The sequence below is a fragment of the Streptomyces chengmaiensis genome (genome assembly GCF_029846775.1).
In the GTDB taxonomy this organism is placed as follows: Bacteria; Actinomycetota; Actinomycetes; order Streptomycetales; family Streptomycetaceae; genus Streptomyces; species Streptomyces chengmaiensis.
In genome coordinates this window covers 222,286-237,160 of sequence record NZ_JARWBG010000001.1, presented here as the reverse complement: position 1 = coordinate 237,160, position 14,875 = coordinate 222,286, and the positions used below count along the sequence as shown (strand labels likewise).

Sequence of the window (14,875 nt, the reverse complement as noted above, 5' to 3'; positions counted from 1 at the left end):
GTTGCTCGCATGCGGTTTGGGGTGCTCGGACCACTTGTGGTGTGGGACGACGAGGGGGAGACCGTCACGGTCCCCGAACTCAAGGTCCGGGCCCTGCTCGCGGATCTGCTCGCGCACGACGGGAAGCCGGTCTCCGCCGACCGCCTCGTCCACGACCTGTGGGGCGACGCACCGCCGGGCAAGCCGAGCGGCGCGCTCCAGGCCAAGGTCTCCCAACTGCGCCGAGTACTCGGGCGGGACCGCGTCGTACGGCAGGCGCCGGGCTACCGCCTGCGGTACGACCCCACGGCCGACGAGGTGGACGCCGACCGCTTTCACGCCCTCGTCGCCGAGGCCCGCCCCGTCCGTGACCCCCGCGCCAGGGCCGCGCTGCTCACCGAGGCCCTCGACCTGTGGCGGGGACCGGCCTACGCCGACTTTGCGGACGAGGAGTTTGCACGGGGGGCTGCTCGGCGCCTCGCCGAGCAGCGACTGTCCGTACTGGAGGAGCAGGCCGAGGCCCGCCTGGAGGCGGGGGACCACGTCCTGCTCGCCGGCGAACTGGCCGACCTGGTGGCCCGACACCCTCTGCGGGAACGCCTGCGCGCCCTCCAGATACGGGCGCTCTACCTTGCCGGCCGCCAGAGCGAGGCCCTCGCCTCGTACGAGGCCCTGCGCGCCCACCTCGCCGAAGAACTCGGCGTGGACCCCAGCCCCGCCCTCGGCGCCCTCCACCAGGCGGTGCTGCACCAGGATCCGGAGCTGGGGCAGACGTTCACCACGACGCCGCCCACAGCGACCGATGTGGCGCCAATGGCGCCTGGCACGACCCTCATGGCCCCCGGCACCTCAGCGGCCGCGTCCGGCGCCGCCCCGACCACCCTCGCGACACCCTCCACCAGCGCCCTGGTGATCCCCAGTCCCCCCACCAGAACCCCCCACTCGAACCTCCCGGCCCCCCTCACCCCCCTCATCGGCCGTACCGACGCCCTGACCCGCCTCTCCCAACTCCTCGGCTCCGCCCGCCTGGTGACCCTCACCGGGCCCGGCGGTGTCGGCAAGACACGTCTCGCCGTGGCCGCGGCCGCCTCGGCGACAGGGGAGGAACTCCCCGACGGCGTCTGGTTCGTGGAGTTCTCCGGAGCCCGGGCCGGTACCGCCGCCGACCTCGCCCAGGTCGTCGCCTCCGCACTCGGCATACGCGACGACGCCCCTTCCGCGCTGCCGGGCACCGGAGCGCCCTCCCCGTCTCTGGCTCACCGCCTCGCCGCAGTCCTGCGGGACCGCCGCATCCTGCTCGTCCTGGACAACTGCGAGCACGTGGTCGACGCCGCCGCCGAGCTCGCCGAGCTGCTGCTGCGCACCGCCCCCGGACTGCGGGCCCTGGTAACCAGCCAGGAACCGCTCGGCCTGGCGGGCGAGGCCGTGTTCCTTGTGGAGCCGCTCCGCAACGACGACGCCGTACGGCTGTTCACCGAGCGAGCCGCCGCCTCCGCACCCGGGTTCACCGCCGATCCGGACGCATCCGACCCGGCCGACCGCGCCGCCGTCGCCGAGATCTGCCGCCGACTTGACGGCATCCCCCTGGCCCTGGAGCTGGCCGCGACCCGAGTACGCGCCCTGGGGGTAAGAGAGTTGGCCGCCCGGCTCAGCGACCGGTTCCAGATCCTGACCGCCGGGCAGCGGGGTGCGCCCGCCCGGCAGCAGACGCTGCGGGCGATGATCGACTGGAGCTGGGAGCTGCTCAGCGCCCCCGAGCGCATCGTGCTGCGCCGTCTCGCCGTGCACAGCGACGGCTGCGACCTGGCCGCCGCCGAAGCGGTGTGCGCGGGCGACGGCGTGGCCCGCGAGGAGGTGCTCGACCTCGTGACGCGGCTCGTCGACCGGTCCTTCGTGGTCGTCGTCGAGAGCCCGATCGGGCCCCGCTACCGGCTCCTGGAGTCCGTCGCCGCGTACGCCACGGAGCGGCTGGACGAGATGCAGGACCTGACCGCCGTACGCGATCGCCATCTGCGCCACTACCTCGCGCTCGCCGAGCGCGGCGAGTCCCGGCTGCGCTGTGCCGGCCAGCGCTCCTGGCTCGCCCGACTGGACTCGGAGACGGGCAATCTGCGGGCCGCGCTTGACGAGGCGGTGCGTCGCGCCGCAGCCGGGCAGGCCGACGAGGCCGTACGACTGGCTACCGCCCTGTCCTGGTGGTGGCTGCTGCGCGGCCGGCTCACCGAGGCGCGCCGCAGCCTGTCGGCCGTCTTGGCCGCCGCCTCCGACGCCCCCGAACTCGTCCTGCTGCATTCCGCGTTCGCGCTCCTCGTCGGCGACCATGCCGAGGCGTCGGCCGCCGCGACGGCCGACGCCGTCCCCGACCCGGTTCGCCGGGCCCGTGCCCTCTGGCTGTGTGCGTACGGCCTGTTCAGCGCGGGCGAGGTGACCGCGAGCGCCGAGCTGAACGCGCGGGCACTCGACATCTTCGGCCGTGCGGGCGACCAGTGGGGCACCGCAGCCGCGCTCGGCCTGCGTGCCACGCTCGCCTTGGTCCGCGGCGACCTCGACGCGCTCGGCCGGGACGGGCGGCGCAGCGCCGAGCTCTTCGGTGAGGTGGGTGATGGCTGGGGTGAGTTGCAGACCGTGTCGCCGCTCGCCGCGCTCGCCGAGATCAAGGGCGAGTACGACGAGGCGGCCCGCCTGCAGCGGGAAGGGCTGCGGCTGGCGCGCGAACTGGGCCTGGCGGCCGAGGTGTCGGCGCGGCTCTCCGGGCTCGGCCGACTCGAACTGCTCGCCGGCCAGTGGGAGCAGGCACGCAGTCTGCACGAGCGGGCACACCGCATCGCGGCCGAACAGGGCTACAAGTACGGCGAGATCCACTCCGAGATGGGCCTCGCTCTCGGTGCGCGCCGCTCCGGCGACCTGGACGCGGCCGAGGTCCACCTGCTCCACATCCGCGACGGCTTCGCCGATGTCTCCTCGGAAGCGGGCGACCATCTGCTGCTGGCCGAGCTCGGCTTCATCGCCGAACTCCGCGGCGACGCCGACCAGTGCGTCCGTCATCACCTGCGCGGACTGGACGTCGCCCGCTCGCTCGGCGAGCCGCGCGCGCTGGCCCTGTCTCTGGAGGGCCTCGCGGGCGGGGCGGCCCTGCTTGGGTGCGCGCCTGCCGCCGAGTGTGCCGCGCTGCTGCTGGGAGCGGCGGACGCGGCCCGCCGAGAGGTGGGCGCCCCGCTGCCGCCCGCGGAGCGCGGTGACGTCGACCGTGTCACGGCGGGCGCACGGGCGGTTCTGAGCGGCCCGGCCTTCACGGAGGGGTTCGAGCGCGGGGCGCGGCTCACCGTGGAGGAGGCGGTGCACCATGCGTGTACGACGCTCGACTGGCCGGATCGGCACCACAGTTGAGTACCCGCCTGTGGTTCTGCGGGTTCCGAACCCTCATTCTCGTCTCGGCGCGGACGGACATCGCCCCATCTCCTCCACCGCCGACGGAATGATCGTCCGTATCAGGTCGGTGGTGCGTTCCACCAGGTCGGCTCGGTTGTCGAACACCCACGAGATGTGCTGGGCGCCGAAGAAGGCCGAGACCAGAACCGTGGCGAGGGTCTCGGGCGCCGACAGGTCCTCCCGTGCCCCCGCTTCACGGTCACTGGCCAGCCATGAGGTGATCAGCCGGGTATACGCCTCGTACGGCAGCGGGAGCCGGACACCGATCAACTGCCGTTCGAGTTGCAGCCGCGCTCCTGCCTGGACGACTGTCTCGTCCCGGAACGCTGCGGCCGTCCGGAGCAGGAGTTCTGCGACGGAGCCGAGCGGCGGGAGCTCCAACTCCGCCACTGCCTCGGCGATCTCGTCGATTCGGCGGTAGAACTGTTCGGTCACTGCGAGCGCGAGGGCGTCCTTGTTCTCGTAGTGGAAGTAGACAGCGCCCTTGGTCATCCCGGTCGCCTCGGCCACGTCCAGGATGGTCACCGCTGGATAGCCGTCGGCGGCGAACGCCTGGGCGGCGGCTGTGAGGATGCCCTCCCTCGTCCGTACCGCGCGCTCCTGCTTCAGCTCCCTGGTGCGCGGCCCGGCCATTTCCATGGTGATCTCTTTTCGCTCTTTTGAAGAAACCTGCTCGAAGGTATATTTGAGGTTCTGGAGGCAGGGTGCGTCGGCCTGCCTCGAGTTCTAGTGGGGGGAGAGACGATGTACCAGTGCCGACTTCGGCGAGAGGATCCTGAGCACCGCGTCCGCGCGGATCCCGAGCTCGACTTCCAGCGGACCGTAGCCCGTCGGCTGGTGCACCGGGCCGCCGTGGCGGAGGTCTTCGTCACCGACGCGATGGTGCTCGGCGAAAACCACTTCCTGGTCGGCGGCCAATGGCCGCGTGACCACGCGCTCTACCACCCCGACGCCCAGCGCAGAAGCGACCCCCTGCTGTTCGCCGAGACGATCAGACAGGCGCTTGTCTACCTTGCCCACTGGCACTACGAAGTCCCGCTCGGCCACCGTTTCGTAGGGTACGACATGGACTTCAAGATCACCGACCCCGACGCGCTGTGCGTGGGTGGCCGACCGATCCCGGTGGAGCTGGAGGCGCGCTGGCAGTGGACCGACCGCCGCCCGCCCCGCCGTTACGGCGCCCGGCTGGAGGTCGCGCTCTCCGTCGGTGGCCGGCGCTGCGGCCGCGGCAGCCTGCGGGTGGTCGCCCTCGACGAGCGCAGCTACCGGATCGTCCGCGGGCGGAGTGGCCGGGCGGAGTCCCTGTCCGTCGCGGCCGAGGAGTCGTATCGGCGTGTGGAGCCGGGCCTGGTCGGTCGGCTGCGGGACAGGGACAGTGTGCTGGTACGCGGTTCGTCGGCTGCCGAGTGGCTCCTGCGGCCGAACCCCGATCACGCCATCCTGTTCGACCACCCCACAGATCATCTGCCGCTGATGGTGCTGCTGGAGGGCTTCCGCCAGCTGGGGCACCTGATGACCCACTCGGCCACGCCGCGAGGTGACGGCCCCGCCCTCACTCTCGTGTCGGCGGCTGTCGACTGTCTGGCCTTCGCGGAACTCGACGTGCCCACCCGACTCGTTGTACGAGAGAAGGCGACGGCCGACGATCCGGCGGCTGTGGCCGCACGGGCCGAGCACCGGCTGCACATCGACGCGCTCCAGGGCGACACCCTGGTCGCGAGCTGCGCTTCGGTGTGGGCTCCGGTACGACTCGTCACGACGGCTGACCAGCCTGTGGGCCTGCCTGTGCCCTGTGCGTAGTGCCCCAGCGGCCAACGTTCGCCCGTCGAGGAACGGCGTCCGGTGCGTGCTCTCGGCGTGCCGGGTGCACGCCCTCGTGCCGGACGTACCCGGGCTTGTGCCAGGTGTGGGGAGAGTGCGTGCCGGGCGTCGCGACGGGGTGAATGTTGCCTGCTGGGGCTCGTGACGGCCGACGCCGCCCTCTCGCCCGGGAACAGAACAACGCCCCACGCCCTGCCTCCTCTTGCTGCCTCCAGCCTGATCGGCGAACCGATTACAAACCGTCAGGAAGGAATCGTACTGAAGTGTGGCGGAAAATCGAAGGGTCCGTCGCGTCTTTGCGCATCCGCGGCGCCCTCACCAGCTCATGTCGGGGCCAACTGAAAAGAGCACGCCATGACTGACGCCGACATACGACGAATTCGAGCCACGCCCCCTGGACCGTTCGAGGGGCCCGGCTCCCATGCAATACGACGGGCGACAAAGACGGCAGGTCGCAACGCCCACAAGGCGCAGCGCGAGCGGCGGCTGGCAGACGATACCATCATCGCTCTGACGAACGCGGGCTTCGCACGGCATTTCGTCCCGCAGCGCTGGGGCGGCGCCGAAGGGACGTTCACCGAGGTGTTCCGTGCGGCAGTCGACGTGGGGGAGGGGTGTGCCTCGGCCGCGTGGTGTGCCGTTCTGTGGGCGGCGCACGGGCGGTTCGCCGCGCAGCTGCCGGAGGAAGGGCAGAAGGAACTCTGGGGCGAGGTCCCCGACGTTCGGATCGCCGCCTCCCTCATGCCCCCGTCGGGAAGCGCGACCAGGGTGTCCGGAGGGTGGACCCTTCAGGGCGAGTGGGATCTGGCCAGCGGCGTTGACCATGCCCACTGGGTGTTGCTCGCCGCGCCGGAAACCGACGAACCGGGCCGCCCAGTCCGGGTGTTCGCCGTGCCGAGGAGTCTGGTGACCGTGCGCGACACCTGGAACGCCACGGGGCTGCGCGCAACCGGCAGCAACACCGTCGTCCTCGCCGCGACGGTCGTGCCCGACGGCCGCAGCGTCCCCCTCGCCACGCTGCTCGCCGGCGGCGGCGCGCAGGGCCTGCCCCGGTGCCACGCAGCGCCCGCTCACCTGGTGGGTGGGCTCATGTTCTGCGCTCCCGCGGTGGGCGCCGCCCGCCGCGCCCTCGCCATCTGGAACCGCTGGGCCCGGACAGCCACGCCCGGTGGCGTACGGCCCCTGGACCACGGGGCGGTGCAGGAGCGCCTCGCCCGCTCGGCCGCGGAGATCGAGGCGGCCGAGCTGATGCTGCGTACGGCGGCGGAAAGGGCGGACGCCGGGGCGATCACCGAGGCGGCGACAGCGGCCAACCGGAGGGACGCCGCCCTCGCGGTGGACTGGCTGGCCACGGCAGTCGACCGGCTCTTCCGCACCGGCGGAGCCCATCTGCGGGACGTGCAGGGCGAGTTGCACCGTCACTGGTCGGACGTGCTGACGGCCGCCTCCCATGGCGCACTTCGCCTGGAACCGGCAGCCGAGGCCTACGCCCGCTCCCTCGACGCAGATGGGGACGGCGATGCCTGACACACCGGGGCCGCCCCCCCCGACGGCTGGTGTTCAGCGACGTCGACGAGACCCTGCTCAACGGCAAGAGTCTCTTCGACTTCCTGGACTTCTACTTCACCGGGCGGTACGGCGCCGACGGAGCGCGGCACGCGGCCGGGACACGGCGTCGTATCGGCGCCCTGGTGGCCGCAGGCTCTCCACGGGAGGTGGGAAACCGGGTGTACTACGAGGCGTGGCGGGGCGAACGGCTGGACGCGGTGACGGACTGGGGAACCAGATGGTTCGCCAGGAGGAGCGGTATGCCGGGCTTCTATGTTCCAGCCGTGCGCGCGGCGCTGCGCGAGCATCAGAACGCCGGGGACCATGTCGTCCTGGTGTCGGGTTCCCTGCCCGCGGTGTTGGATCCTGTCGCGGTCGATGCCGGTGCCCGCCATGTGCTCTGCACCCGCCCCGAGGTGCGGGACGGCGTTCTCACCGGAGCCGTGGTCGGCGAGCCGTGCATCGGGGAGGGCAAGCGAAGAGCCGTGCGGGGCCTGGCCGAGCGCTACCCGGGAATCAGCCTGTCCGACTGCTACGGATACGGGGACCACTCCTCGGACCTGCCGATGCTCACGGAGGTCGGACACCCCGTCGTCGTCGGCGGCAGCCCGGAGCTGCTGGCCAGGATTCCCGACGCCCGCGTCCTGCCAGGCGGCGGGCCGGTCTGAGCTGGGCGAGCCGCCGTCGCCCAGCCGTCATGCGCTGCACTCCGGGTCGCTCGGAGAGAGCAACTGCCAAAGCTCGCAGACCTGTTCGGCGTCATCGCCGCTCCCGGCCGCCGCCGCGGTGTAGTACATCCCGAACATCAGGGCCACAACGAGCGAGCTGATCAGCTCCGGAGGCTGCCGGGTGGTCAGCTCCCGCTTCTCCTGAGCGTCGCGGATAAGCCGGGTGAGCGTGTCCGACAGATTGTTGATAACGGAAGGCACGCGACCGTGGGTACAGCCCTCCTCGAACGCGAGCCGGATCCCGGCGCGGAACCGCGAGTCCGACTGCATACGGAGGACGAAACCGACCGTGACATGGCGCAGGCTCGCCATCGTCAGGTCATCCTCGCCGATGTCCTGAAGCAGTTCCTGCACCACTCGGTCGAACGCCGACGTGAACACAGCCGCGAGGGCGTCCTTGGAGGGGAAGTGGGCGTACAACGCGCCTTTGGTCATGCCGACATGGGTCGCAATACGCTGAAGGTTGGCTCCTGCGTAGCCATGGCGTGAGAACTCGTCGGCCGACGCGTCCAAAAATCGCTCATGCGTCCGCGAAGACCTCTCCTGTTTGGCCATAATGCCCCTCCAGCAACGCTCGGTCACTCGCAATAACAGTCGCTGACGAATCTTTTCTTGCTCGGCGGCCCGGCCACAAGGCGGGGAGGGGGAAGTCGGTCACTTGGACGGATACACCGGAAGCCTGGTGGGTGACCAAAGCCCTCACGAAGGCCGGATTCGGGCGCTGCCTATCGCCACGTTGTCGGAGAGCGAGCTCGCCGAGTGGTGGACGACATCGCTGTGCCGGGAGAGGACCTTTGCCATGTCGTCGCGCATCTCCGACGGCGCATTGCGGTCTGCTTCTCGCATGCCGCAGTCTTGACACCGGCCTATTCGTCGTCAAATGTCACAAGAACGCAACGCTGCGCCAGGGATGTAGCCCGCGTATGTCCCGTGATTTCGAAATGCGCGCTTCATGCCGATACGGGAATCAGATCTTGATGACCGTCGCGCGCGACCCGAAGAGTGCGGCCAGGTCTTCCGGGTCGGACGTAAGTATGGTGACGGGCCCGGGGGCGGCCAGGGCGGTCGCGCTCAGCATGGCGTCGATCGCGTACTTATGGCCGTGCAGGCCGGCATCGGTCAGGAGTGCGGCGGCGTGGCGGGCGATCGGTTCCGTGACCGGCTCCACGATGAGACGGGAAAGGGTCCAGTCCAGTGCGGGTCGGTTGATGCGCGGGTGGACGACTTCCACCAAGGTGGCAGCGGACGTGATCACGCGCAGGTCATCGGCGCGGGCAAGGGCGAGCCAGGCTGTGACCGTCCGGTCGCGCAGTACGGCCTGGGCCAGTCCTTCGCTGTCGAGTGCCAACGTGCCACCCGGGGTGGCCGAGGAGCGCATCACGCCGCGTTCTTCCCGTTGCCGGTCTGCTGCGCGCGTGCCTGGTGCAACTGATCGCGCAGGGCCTGCACCTCGTCCTCGGTGACGGGGCCGTGCTCCGCCTCGGCAACCTGGATGAGTTCGTTGAGGTTGTCGCGCTCGATCTGCCGGGCGACGGCGGCGGCGACGTAGGCGGACAGGCCGGAGGGGCCGCTACGGGCGCGGGCGGCGTCGGCGATGTCCCGAGGCATCGTGATCGAGTACTTCTGGGTAGGCTCGCTCATACCCTTTATGCTACCGCGAATGCTACCGGTGCGCGTGTGGCACACGAGCCGCCGCTGCACCTCGGCGAGATCGCCGGTGGTCATCGTCTGACTGCCCTGGTACCACGGGATCAAGATCCAGGCGGCACGGTGATGGCGGGGAAACGTGGACTGGCAGGAAGAAGTCGTCTCGGCGCCGGACGCCTGGGTGGCCCACGAGTGCCTACCTGCGCTGGAGCCATCGTGGCGTGCTCTCGGGCGAGCGGTAGGAGGCCGGAAACCCGGGGGAGTACGTCGTCGACGTGCGTGGCTCCGACATCGGGACGGACCAGCTCCAGGGCGACAGCCTGAGACTGGCCGGGCCGGACGAGAACGGCGTCGACGCTGGCCGCTCCTCCTGTCGCTCCCCGCTCACCGCAGACCGTCACCATGACTGCTCCAGTGGTTCAGCTCTCGAAGCCGCTCGCTCAGTTCCCGGAACTATGGCCGCCTGTCCCCCAGCCGCTCCGACTCCAGAAGCATCGGCTCCCGGTCGCCTTCCGGCTCCAGCACCGGTTCGGGTTCCACAGGCGGCTCGGCTCGAACGATCAGCCCTTCCCGCCCCGCGATCCAGCGGGCGTACCGCCCGCTGCCCTCACTCATCACGCAACGTCTTCAAGGCAGCCAATACCCGTAACAGCAAGCGCTGTTCCTCGGTGGTGAGCGTTTCCGTACCGTCGCTCATCGGCTGGTTCCCTCGGCCCGTAGAGCCGCAGCGAGCAAGCGGGCGGTGGCGAGGTTGCAGCGCCCGAGGTCGATCAGCGGCACCGGCTGGTGTCCGGCGAGCGTCGGAGCGTCCAGCCCCAGCGACGGCGGCGTGATGCCGGCTTCCTTGAGCGCCGCCGCGCGTCCGCGTCGGAGATGGCGGCGCTTGAGGTCTCCACCCCCGACTGGATCCCATGTCAGCGACCATGCAGGGCATTACCGAATCCACGCCGGTGTCACCTACTGTGGCCGGATCTGGCACGTACCGTTGAACGCCCCCTGGCTGCCCCGGAAGATGACCATGTGCCCTTCCCGTTCGTGGTGAGGGCCGAGGGAACGCGGTGCCGGTTCTTCGAGGCCGGCGGATCGGGGGCAGTGGAGTGTCGGCAGGTAGTGACACGGTCGTGAGTGGTGCCGGATGAGACGCCGCATGCAGGTCGCGTTTCAGATCATGCTGGCGCTGCGACTACTGCGCGCCGTCGGGCGCCGCGGCAAACTCGCCCGCTGGTTCGGCGAACACGGCCATCCCGAACCCGCCGCACCTCCAGCAACCGAGGCCACGCCGTAACCGCCGCCCTGTACGTGCAGCCCGGTGTTGGCGCTCCCAGCCGGCGGTCACCACGGAACGGGTGGACCGTGACCGCGATATCGACGGGTCTCGTCAACTCCTGGAGTGGCGCTGGCACCTGTCCCCCACGCGGCGCGCGCGGCGAGCAGTGGGCGCGGGGATCTCGACAGACGAGCAGACGCACGCCCAAGGCTCCCCGTGCCACATGACAGCCCCGGCGCTTCTTTACCGTTTGACCGCCGTCACCGGCGCTCACAACTGGGGTCGCAGTTCAGCTGTCCAGACCAGGGCAAACCACTCAACGATCAGGAGCCGCGTCCTGTGTCTGTCTGTCCCGCGCCACTGGAGGTAGCTTGGTAAAGAAAGCCCCAAGAGGAGGGCGATTCGATGCCGTGGTTCGTCTGGTTGCTTACCGTCGCGGCGCTGGGTGTCGCGGAGTTCTTCACCTTGACACTGGTCTTCGGTCTGCTCGCGGGCGCCGCGCTGGTCGCCGCCGTAGTCGCCGGTGTAGGCGTCGGTGTCCTCGGCCAGTTCCTGGCGCTCGCGCTGGCGGCGGCAGCGGGCTTCCTCATCGTCCGTCCCGTCGCGCTGCGGCAGATGGCACGGCAGCCCCTCACCCGTGACGGGACCGACGCGCTGATCGGCAGGCGGGCTGAGGTCATGCGGGAGGTCACCGCGACCCACGGCCTGATCAAGCTCTCCGGCGAGGAGTGGTCCGCCCGAGCCCTCGACGAGACCCTGGTGATCCCCGCGGGAGCACTGGTCGACGTCATGGAGATCGAGGGCGCGACGGCAATCGTCTACCCCCGAGATCTCCTGCCCTGAGCAGCCGACACCGACCGGCCGACACCGAAACAGCTGAACACGCAGCAACGGAGGCACTGTGGATCCACTGGTCATCCCCCTTCTCGTGGCGGCCCTTGTCGTGGTCTTCCTCGTGGCCTCCAGCGTGCGGATCGTGCCGCAGGCCCGCCGCTACAACATCGAGCGCTTCGGCAGGTACCGCCGTACCCTGCAGCCCGGGCTGAACCTGGTCGTGCCGGTGGCGGACCGCATCAACACCAAACTCGACGTGCGCGAGCAGGTCTATTCGTCCGACCCCAGGCCGGTGATCACCGAGGACAACCTCGTGGTGAACATCGACACGGTGCTCTACTACCAGATCACCGACCCACGGGCGGCGGCCTACGAGGTCGCCGACTACCTGCAGGCGATCGACCAGCTCACCGTGACCACGCTGCGCAACGTCATCGGCAGCATGGACCTGGAGGAGACGCTCACCTCGCGTGAGGAGATCAACTCCCGGCTGCGCGCCGTCCTGGACGACGCCACCGGCAAGTGGGGCATCCGGGTCAACCGCGTGGAGATCAAGGCCATCGATCCACCGCACACGATCAAGGAGGCGATGGAGAAGCAGATGCGGGCGGAGCGGGACAAGCGCGCGGCCATCCTGCACGCGGAGGGGGAGCGGCAGGCCAAGATCCTCACTGCGGAGGGCACGAAGCAGAAGGACATCCTGGAGGCACAGGGCACCCAGCAGGCCATGATCCTGCGGGCGGACGGCGAGGCGAAGGCGGTGGAGCTGGTCTTCCAGGCCGTCCATCGCAACAACGCGGACCCGAAGGTCCTGGCGTACAAGTATCTTGAGACGCTTCCGCACCTGGCGAGCAGCGACAACAACACGTTCTGGGTGATCCCGGGCGAGCTGACTGAGGCGGTCCGCACCGTCACCAGCGCGTTCGGCGACCAGCAGTCGAGGGCGGGTGCTCCGCAACCTGCGCGATCCGGGGAAGCAGCCACCGCCGAAGCTGACGACACGTCGCACGAGAGCCGGATCCCGGCGCTCGGCGCGGGCTCGACGGCTTCACTCGACGCCGCGGCGGCTGCCGACGAGGCCGAGAAGCAGGCCGCCGCCGCGGTGAGCGACGCCAAGGCGGAGGCCGAGGCCGCGATGTCACCCCAGGCACCGCACCGGGGCCACAAGCACAACGATTGACCCCCTAGCCTCGGCTGGAGCCCGGGGCCGCCCTGACGCTTGCAGGGTTCTCGGCGCTTCCAGGACCGGGCCGTCGGCGCCGACCCGCTCGCCGGGCCGCACCCTGATGGTGTCCCCGATCTTCAGGACCTCGGCTGCGACGGTCTCCTCGCCGCCGAGGGTGCCTGGAGCCGGGTCGCGGTGGAGGGGCGAGGTCAAGCAGACCGCGCACGGAGTCCTCGGTGCGGGTGGTCGCTACCGCCTCCAGGGCACCGGAGGTCGCGAAGATGAAGATCAGCAGCGCCCCGTCGAGGACCTGGCCGAGGGCGGCCACGACCATCAGGAGATCCACGTCCAAGGTCTTGTCTTTCAGGGCCTCCAGGCCCTCCCTCGGTTCCCGGCCGCCTGTGATGCAGGTGGCGGCGTACAGCGGCGCCCAGAGCCACGCCGGGGCGTCGGCCAGGTAGAGCGGGAGGGCGAACGAGAGGGGGTGAGGCAGCCGACCCTACGGGAGGACGGCCTCCTGGCTCCGCTCCACCCGCTCGCGCAGTGTCCGCGCGAACTCCTCGGTGCGCGCCAGCTGGACGCGTAGCCGGGCGACCTGCTCGGTGGCTTCCTCCTCGTATCCGCGGACACGCTCCAGCAGGGCCTGCCGCTCCCTGGGCGTGAGCTGATCGCCGTCGAGGCGGTCGGAGGCGTCCAGCAGGTCGCGCATCTGCTCCTGCTGTCTCCCCGGCCGCTCGGTGTCCGGCGCCCGCACCCGCCTGTCCACCTTCCTAGCAGGGGCGTTCCTGATGGTGCTGTGCATTGTCTTCGGCCCCGTTGTCTCCGACATTCCCATGGCGGCCCTGGTGGCTGTCATGATCATGGTGTCGTTCGCGACCTTCGACTGGCACTCCATCGCCCCGAAGACCCTCAAGCGGATGCCCGCCGGTGAGATCACTGTCGTGGTGATCACCGTCGCGGCTGTTGTCGCCACCCACAACCTCGCCATCGGCGTTGTCGTCGGCTCGATCACTGCCATGGTGATCTTCGCCAAGCGGGTCGCTCACCTCGCCGAGGTCACGGCTTGTCACCGACCCCGACGGCACCGTGGTCGTCTACCGGGTCACGGGCGAGCTGTTCTTCGCCTCCTCAGGCGACCTGGTCAGCCAATTCGACTACGCGGGCGACCCGAAGAAGGTCGTCATCGACCTGAGCGCAGCCCACATCTGGGACGCCTCCTCCGTCGCCGCCCTCGACGCGATCGAAACGAAGTACGCCCAGCGCGGCAAGGACGTCGAGATCACCGGCCTCAACGACCGGAGCGCCCAGCTCCACGGCAGGCTCAGCGGGGAGCTCACCGCCAGTCACTGACCGAGGCAGGCACGACGCCCGTTGATCATGAAGTGTCGAGTCCTTGATCACCACGACGGAAGACCGTGCCTGCCCGCCTCATGGCCGCCATCCCCGGACAGCGCCGCGATCGTCGCGCGAGCAGAAGTGGGGCCTCGGATGCGGCGGGCCTTCGCGTACGGGTCGGAGGACGGGCAGGAGATCACCGGAGTGTCCTTCTGGGATTCCGAGAAGGCGTGCGAGTCCTGGCGGGCCTCCGAGCCGGAGGCGCAGCGACGTGTGGCCATGGCCCCGTATGGCGCAGAGGAGCGGGAGGGCTTCTACCGCGGCCGCGAGCTCACCATCCCTCAGTCGTAGCCGCGCACGGTGTCCGCGCCTACAACTGCCTCATGGGCCACCGGCACCACCAGCCCGCACGACCGGGCACGGGACAAGGCGGTGCAGGAACAGGAACAGGAACGGGGACACGCCGACCAGGCAGCCTCGGCGGTCAGGACACACACCCGTCCCCTACCCTCGGCGCCGTGGCACTGACAGACGGAACGTACCGGCTCGGGCCCTCGACCACCCGCCTCCTGATCAAGACCGGCCGTGCCGGGCTGGGCCGCCGAGCGGGGCATGACCTCACCATCGAGGCCGTCCGGTGGTCCGGTAAGGCGGTGGTGGCCGTCGGCATCCCGGACAGGTCGTCCGTGAGTCTGATGGTCGAGACGGGCTCGCTGAAGGTCCGCGAGGGAACGGGAGGACTGAAGGCGCTCACCGATGCCGATCGGGCCGAGATCGAACGGACAATGACAAACAGGGCTCTGCTGCACACCGCGGAACACCCCACGATCACCTTCCGTTCCACCCGCGTGACGGGAACGCCGCAGTCCTTCGAGATCACCGGGGACCTCACCATCAAGGGCCGGACCCACCCAGCGACGGTGCACGGGGAGGGCAACGGAGACGGGCTGTTGCGAGGCTGGGCGACCATCACGCAGTCCGCCTGGGGAATCAAGCCGTACACCGCTTTCCTGGGAACTCTGCGGCTGGCCGACGAGGTCCGAATCGAGTTCGACGTGGCCCGGCTCGAACCGGCGGGCGAGTGAACGTAGCCGCCGGTCCGGCTGCTGCGGTCGGATCAGG

The 14,875-nt window shown here is 70.1% G+C and carries 16 protein-coding genes and 2 pseudogenes; 10 read left to right on the top strand and 8 right to left on the bottom strand.

Going from position 1 to position 14,875, the window contains the following annotated elements; genetic code table 11:
• The first annotated feature begins 9 nt into the window (after positions 1 to 9).
• A complete protein-coding gene (locus QCN29_RS01015) occupies positions 10 to 3,366 on the top strand; it encodes an AfsR/SARP family transcriptional regulator (protein ID WP_279925502.1) in 3,357 nt (1,118 codons plus the stop codon).
• Between the two features lie 33 nt (positions 3,367 to 3,399).
• On the opposite strand, the gene QCN29_RS01010 is transcribed toward QCN29_RS01015, so the two are convergent.
• Positions 3,400 to 4,047, bottom strand: a complete 648-nt coding sequence (locus QCN29_RS01010; protein WP_279925501.1) for a ScbR family autoregulator-binding transcription factor — start codon at positions 4,045 to 4,047, stop codon at positions 3,400 to 3,402.
• A 105-nt stretch (positions 4,048 to 4,152) separates the two neighbouring features.
• Here QCN29_RS01010 and QCN29_RS01005 point away from each other — a divergent pair, with 105 nt between their 5' ends.
• The 3 genes from QCN29_RS01005 (at position 4,153) to QCN29_RS00995 (ending at position 7,445) form a co-directional block, all read left to right on the top strand.
• Positions 4,153 to 5,208 carry a ScbA/BarX family gamma-butyrolactone biosynthesis protein gene (locus tag QCN29_RS01005; RefSeq protein WP_279925499.1) on the top strand — a complete coding sequence of 352 codons (1,056 nt, stop codon included), beginning with the start codon at positions 4,153 to 4,155 and terminating at the stop codon, positions 5,206 to 5,208.
• 375 nt (positions 5,209 to 5,583) lie between these two features.
• Positions 5,584 to 6,756 carry an acyl-CoA dehydrogenase family protein gene (locus tag QCN29_RS01000; protein WP_279925498.1) on the top strand — a complete coding sequence of 391 codons (1,173 nt, stop codon included), beginning with the start codon at positions 5,584 to 5,586 and terminating at the stop codon, positions 6,754 to 6,756.
• Positions 6,757 to 6,785: 29 nt separating this feature from the next.
• Complete coding sequence (locus tag QCN29_RS00995) at positions 6,786 to 7,445, top strand: HAD family hydrolase (RefSeq protein WP_279925496.1); 660 nt, start codon at positions 6,786 to 6,788, stop codon at positions 7,443 to 7,445.
• Positions 7,446 to 7,472: 27 nt separating this feature from the next.
• On the opposite strand, the gene QCN29_RS00990 is transcribed toward QCN29_RS00995, so the two are convergent.
• From QCN29_RS00990 to QCN29_RS00970, 5 genes are all read right to left on the bottom strand, one after another.
• Positions 7,473 to 8,060, bottom strand: coding sequence for a TetR/AcrR family transcriptional regulator (locus QCN29_RS00990; RefSeq protein WP_279925495.1), 588 nt, complete (start codon positions 8,058 to 8,060; stop codon positions 7,473 to 7,475).
• A 144-nt stretch (positions 8,061 to 8,204) separates the two neighbouring features.
• Positions 8,205 to 8,351 carry a hypothetical protein gene (locus QCN29_RS00985; protein WP_279925494.1) on the bottom strand — a complete coding sequence of 49 codons (147 nt, stop codon included), beginning with the start codon at positions 8,349 to 8,351 and terminating at the stop codon, positions 8,205 to 8,207.
• Positions 8,352 to 8,472: 121 nt separating this feature from the next.
• Positions 8,473 to 8,886 carry a type II toxin-antitoxin system VapC family toxin gene (locus tag QCN29_RS00980; RefSeq protein ID WP_279925492.1) on the bottom strand — a complete coding sequence of 138 codons (414 nt, stop codon included), beginning with the start codon at positions 8,884 to 8,886 and terminating at the stop codon, positions 8,473 to 8,475.
• Positions 8,883 to 9,146 (bottom strand): CopG family transcriptional regulator, encoded by a 264-nt coding sequence (locus QCN29_RS00975; protein ID WP_279925491.1) that lies wholly within the window; start codon positions 9,144 to 9,146, stop codon positions 8,883 to 8,885. The genes QCN29_RS00980 and QCN29_RS00975 overlap by 4 nt, the downstream gene beginning before the upstream one ends.
• A 459-nt stretch (positions 9,147 to 9,605) precedes the next feature.
• On the bottom strand, positions 9,606 to 9,767 hold the full coding sequence (locus QCN29_RS00970; RefSeq protein ID WP_279925490.1) for a hypothetical protein: 162 nt from the start codon (positions 9,765 to 9,767) through the stop codon (positions 9,606 to 9,608).
• A gap of 532 nt (positions 9,768 to 10,299) precedes the next feature.
• On the opposite strand from QCN29_RS00970, the gene QCN29_RS00965 reads away from it, so the two are divergent.
• From QCN29_RS00965 to QCN29_RS00955, 3 genes are all read left to right on the top strand, one after another.
• Positions 10,300 to 10,437, top strand: coding sequence for a hypothetical protein (locus QCN29_RS00965; protein ID WP_279925489.1), 138 nt, complete (start codon positions 10,300 to 10,302; stop codon positions 10,435 to 10,437).
• Between the two features lie 387 nt (positions 10,438 to 10,824).
• The gene (locus QCN29_RS00960) at positions 10,825 to 11,262 is read left to right on the top strand and encodes an NfeD family protein (protein ID WP_279925487.1); all 438 of its coding nucleotides are present in this window, start codon (positions 10,825 to 10,827) and stop codon (positions 11,260 to 11,262) included.
• A 58-nt stretch (positions 11,263 to 11,320) separates the two neighbouring features.
• A complete protein-coding gene (locus tag QCN29_RS00955) occupies positions 11,321 to 12,433 on the top strand; it encodes an SPFH domain-containing protein (RefSeq protein ID WP_279925486.1) in 1,113 nt (370 codons plus the stop codon).
• Positions 12,434 to 12,492: 59 nt separating this feature from the next.
• Here QCN29_RS00955 and QCN29_RS00950 read toward each other — a convergent pair.
• Both QCN29_RS00950 and QCN29_RS00945 read right to left on the bottom strand, forming a co-directional pair.
• A pseudogene (locus QCN29_RS00950) lies at positions 12,493 to 12,890 on the bottom strand (heavy metal translocating P-type ATPase); the annotation flags it as partial.
• Between the two features lie 27 nt (positions 12,891 to 12,917).
• Positions 12,918 to 13,274, bottom strand: coding sequence for a hypothetical protein (locus tag QCN29_RS00945; RefSeq protein ID WP_318036680.1), 357 nt, complete (start codon positions 13,272 to 13,274; stop codon positions 12,918 to 12,920).
• On the opposite strand from QCN29_RS00945, the pseudogene QCN29_RS36800 reads away from it, so the two are divergent.
• The 3 genes and pseudogenes from QCN29_RS36800 to QCN29_RS00930 all read left to right on the top strand — a co-directional run.
• Positions 13,156 to 13,768, top strand: a pseudogene (locus tag QCN29_RS36800) (STAS domain-containing protein); the annotation flags it as partial. The gene QCN29_RS00945 and the pseudogene QCN29_RS36800 sit on opposite strands and share 119 nt — an antisense overlap.
• A 138-nt stretch (positions 13,769 to 13,906) precedes the next feature.
• Entirely contained in the window at positions 13,907 to 14,104 is a 198-nt protein-coding gene (locus QCN29_RS00935) for a hypothetical protein (protein WP_279925483.1), read from the top strand.
• A 167-nt stretch (positions 14,105 to 14,271) separates the two neighbouring features.
• Positions 14,272 to 14,838 carry a YceI family protein gene (locus QCN29_RS00930; RefSeq protein WP_279925481.1) on the top strand — a complete coding sequence of 189 codons (567 nt, stop codon included), beginning with the start codon at positions 14,272 to 14,274 and terminating at the stop codon, positions 14,836 to 14,838.
• Positions 14,839 to 14,875: the final 37 nt, after the last annotated feature.